Origin of the sequence: Mesorhizobium sp. M7A.F.Ca.CA.004.12.1.1, from assembly GCF_003997835.1 — a bacterium.
Lineage (GTDB): Bacteria > Pseudomonadota > Alphaproteobacteria > Rhizobiales > Rhizobiaceae > Mesorhizobium.
In genome coordinates this window covers 1-3,856 of record NZ_RZRK01000590.1, presented here as the reverse complement: position 1 = coordinate 3,856, position 3,856 = coordinate 1, and the positions used below count along the sequence as shown (strand labels likewise).

Genomic DNA, 3,856 nt, shown 5'->3' with positions numbered 1-3,856 from the left:
GCCTGGACATTCGCTGTCCCCTCGATTCGCCGCCGCCGAACCGAGTGAATCACGCTCCGCGCCACAAGGGAATCGCAAAACCGAATTGCAGGAAAACAGCCCCAATAAACCGCTAATCCTGCAATTCAAAAGACGCTATCCGCCTCAATCAACAGGCCAGATCAATGGCTTGCGGATAGTTCACGGCGACTGTCCCGAGTCCGGTGGTCCTCCTCGACCTGAGGGTTAGAAGCTTTTCCAAGCCTCTCGCGCAACGCCGAGACCTCGAGCCGATCGCCAGGGCGTTGCACTTACGAGTCGAGCGCCGTTCTTGAGCTTCTCGTGCACCACGGTCTTGCGATCAACCCTCGCATGCGTCCCGCTTCGACAGACTCGCCCTAAGTGAATTGCACCAGATTCGCACAGGCTACAAAGTGAACAGAGCTAACGGACAGATCGGGGAGCACGTCAACGAAGACTATGTCCGACGCCGCGTGCGAACTCCGATTGCTTGGGCTGACCTGGTCCGCTTGGATCCAAAGTCAAGCCCGCACCCGCTCGCTCTTCGGGTCATACATTGGTTTAAGCGAGACTTCGGCGGCAAAGCGCTCGCCAGCTATCTCAATCTCGTAAGAAGAGGAAAGGAGAGCTGCCTCGCTCTCACTTTTGCAAGGTACATAGCCAAGGCCGATGGCTCCTCCAAGCGTATGACCGTAGCTTCCGGAGGTGATGGTTCCCGCAATCCGACCGTCACGGAAGATGACCTCGTTGTGGTGAAGTAGTGGACTGGGGTTTTTCAGCCGGAACTGAACCAGCCGACGGTCGAGCCCCGCTTCACGTTTTCTCAGCACCGCATCTCTCCCAATAAATCCTGGCTTTGCCGTCTTGACGGCGAAGCCCAACCCCGCTTCGAGCACATGATCCGCGCTGCCAATATCATCGCCAAGATGCCGATATGCCTTCTCGATGCGGCATGAGCCAATGGCATGCAGTCCACACAGCTTGAGGCCAACATCTGCGCCCGCCGCCTCAATTACTTCGAAGACATGCGCGGCTTGATCAGTCGGGACGTAAATCTCCCAGCCCAGTTCGCCGACATAGGTCACTCTATGCGCTCGCGCCAAACCCATTCCGATTTCAATTTCCTGGAAGGTGCTGAAGGGATTGTTGCCATTGGAGAAATCATTCGGGCTAACTCTGCCGAGCAGTTCGCGCGAATTCGGCCCCATGACCGCGAGAACGCTTTCCGAGGCGGATATATCGGTGATAACGACGAACTCGTCGCCTACATGCCGCCTCAACCAGCACAGATCGCGTTGCAGATCGAAGGCCGACACCACGAGCAGGAAAGCAGTCTCGCCGAGACGACTCACCGTGAGATCGCTCTCTATCCCGCCCCGCTCGTTTAGCATTTGTGTATAGACGATCCGGCCGACCGGCACCTCGACGTCGTTGGAGCAGAGCCGTTGGAGAAACCTGCATGCGTCTCGTCCCTCCACTCGGATTTTCCCGAATGGACTCAAATCGAAAATACCGACCCGTTCACGCACCGCCACATGCTCTTCGCGCTGGTTTTCGAACCAGTTCTGGCGGCCCCAAGAGTACCGATATTCGCGCTCCTGGCCCTCTCGGGCAAACCAGTTGGGTCGTTCCCAGCCTGCGGCTTCGCCGAACACGGCTCGGCGCGCTCTAAGGTGTTCATGAATTGGTGACCGTCGAATTCCGCGCGATGTTGTCATTTGACGGGCGGGAAAGTGGTCGGCATAGGTAAGCCCCACGATCTCCGTAACCCGCTCCTTCAGGTAGGAACGATTCTTCTGAAACGGCTGCATCCGACGGATGTCAACTCCTGAAACGTCGAGAGGCGGTTCGCCGTCATTCATCCACTGCGACAGAATAAAGCCCGCTGGTCCTGAGCCGGCTATCCCTCCCGTGTTGTAGCCACATGCTACCCAATAGCCCCTCAGGTTAGGAGCTTCTCCTAGGTGGAAGCGATCGTCAGGCGTGAAGCTCTCAGGTCCATTGAAGAAGGTGCGAATACCAACCTTGCCCAACATCGGCATGCGCTTTAGGGCCTTCTCCATAATGGGTTCGAAATGCGCAAAATCCTCTGGCAACTGGTCAAAGCAAAAGCTTTCGGGAATGCCGTCCATACCCCATGGCTTAGCCTTCGGTTCTACCGCCCCAAAGAGGATCTTCCCTGCATCTTCTTTGTAGTACGTATGTTCGTCCGGAACCCGAATGATCGGCAGTCGTGTAAGCCCTTCTATTGCCTCCGTGATCAAATAGAAATGTTCACAAGCATGCAAGGGAATCGCCACGTCGCTTCTAGAGCCAAATTCCCGAGCCCACATTCCTGCACAGTTTACCACGTGCTCTGTTTCAATCTCTCCACGCTCGCCATTCTTCTCCCACGTCACGCTTGACACCCGGCCGTTTTTCGACCGAACGCCGGTTACCTTCACTCCTTCATAGATGGCAGCACCGCGTTGCCGTGCGCCCCTGGCAAGCGCCATCGCGACATTTCCTGGATCACATTGCCCATCATTAGGGAAATGAAGCGCAGCAGAGACGTCCGACACATTGACATGAGGGTACATTTCCTCAAGTTCGCTGGAGGAGATTTTTCGCACCTCTACCCCGAAGGCGTTCGCGACCGAGAACTGCCGCAATAGCTCGTGCTTCCGCTCATCGGTAAGCGCGAGAGCCAACGAGCCGACACGGCGCAATCCAGTTGAAACCCCCGTCTCTGCTTCCAAGCTGGAGTAAAGTTCCATCGTGTACTTTGCCATATTTGTCATATCGGCAGAGCCGCGCAATTCGCTCAGCAATCCGGCAGCGTGCCAAGTTGTTCCGCAGGTCAGTTGCTTACGCTCGAGCAGAATTACGTCGGTCCATCCGAGCTTTGTGAGGTGATATGCAACCGAGCACCCGGAAATACCGCCCCCGATTATGACCGCTCGGGCTTTAGCCGGCAGTGATTTCGCTCCAGATGAGTCGGCAACTTCGTTTAGGGTTGATGCATTCTTCATGGAAATTTAAGCTCCTAGTTAAAGGCTTTTCTCAACATCTTGCAGGTCAGTGGTCGGCCACGCGGCAAGGCGGAGCTCAAAGCGAGCTGGCGGCGGCCCCGGTGTTTTCTATGTTGGCGCGCGCGTTGGCGGGCGCATCGACGAGCCAGAAACCAAGCACGCGACGTTTATGAAGATAGCGGGCTCACTCGGACAGCTCCCCTTCGGCCTGAAAGTTTCAGCGTCGAGCATTGCTATTTTTGCCATTGCTTTCAGTGGGTAATTCATTCACCGAGAGGTGCCTACGTCAAATTCAGTCTATATATTAACGCCATCTGGTTTCGAGATTCTCGGTCCGGTGTAGGTGGAAATGGAGTGTCAGGACATCGCCGAGCCTTGTCCTAGCCACACCTGTGGCGTGGAAAAGAAAAAGGCGCGACGGGCAGCTCTGCGGGCGAGCGCCACAATCTTCTCACCCCGGCCGTTCTGCTTCACCTACGTTGAACTGGGAACGTACTCAGGCCATCCGGAACGGCGTCTGCGGTCTTGATCTGCTCAGTCCACTTCCAGGATGTGCCGCAAGGCTGGGAAAACGAGGCAAATCGCCGGTCGGTTTCTAAATGGCGCTGCGGGGCCATTGCCTGCAAACAGCCACTTAGTCATGGCGACAAACATCCGGAGGCAATGGTCACCGGCAAAGTTTGAGAATGTTAATCGAGATGATGCCCGTCATAGGCGGTTTTGCAGCTCCGGCAGAATGACGAAGAGATCGCCGACGAGGCCGTAGTCGGCAACCTGGAAAATCGGCGCCTCCTCGTCCTTGTTGATGGCGACGATGACCTTCGAATCCTTCATGCCGGCGAGAT

The 3,856-nt window shown here is 56.1% G+C and carries 1 protein-coding gene and 1 pseudogene; both read right to left on the bottom strand.

Translation table 11 applies throughout. The annotated features are described in order from the left end of the window. Positions 1-521 precede the first annotated feature (521 nt). Positions 522-3,011, bottom strand: coding sequence for an FAD-dependent oxidoreductase (locus EN984_RS25670; protein ID WP_127270312.1), 2,490 nt, complete (start codon positions 3,009-3,011; stop codon positions 522-524). A gap of 708 nt (positions 3,012-3,719) precedes the next feature. Next, positions 3,720-3,856 (bottom strand): annotated as a pseudogene (locus EN984_RS25665) (electron transfer flavoprotein subunit alpha/FixB family protein); the annotation flags it as partial.

Coding starts and splice junctions, on each gene's coding strand:
- EN984_RS25670 (WP_127270312.1), bottom strand. CDS start 3,011: ATGAAGAATGCATCAACCCTAAACGAAGTTGCCGACTCATCTGGAGCG.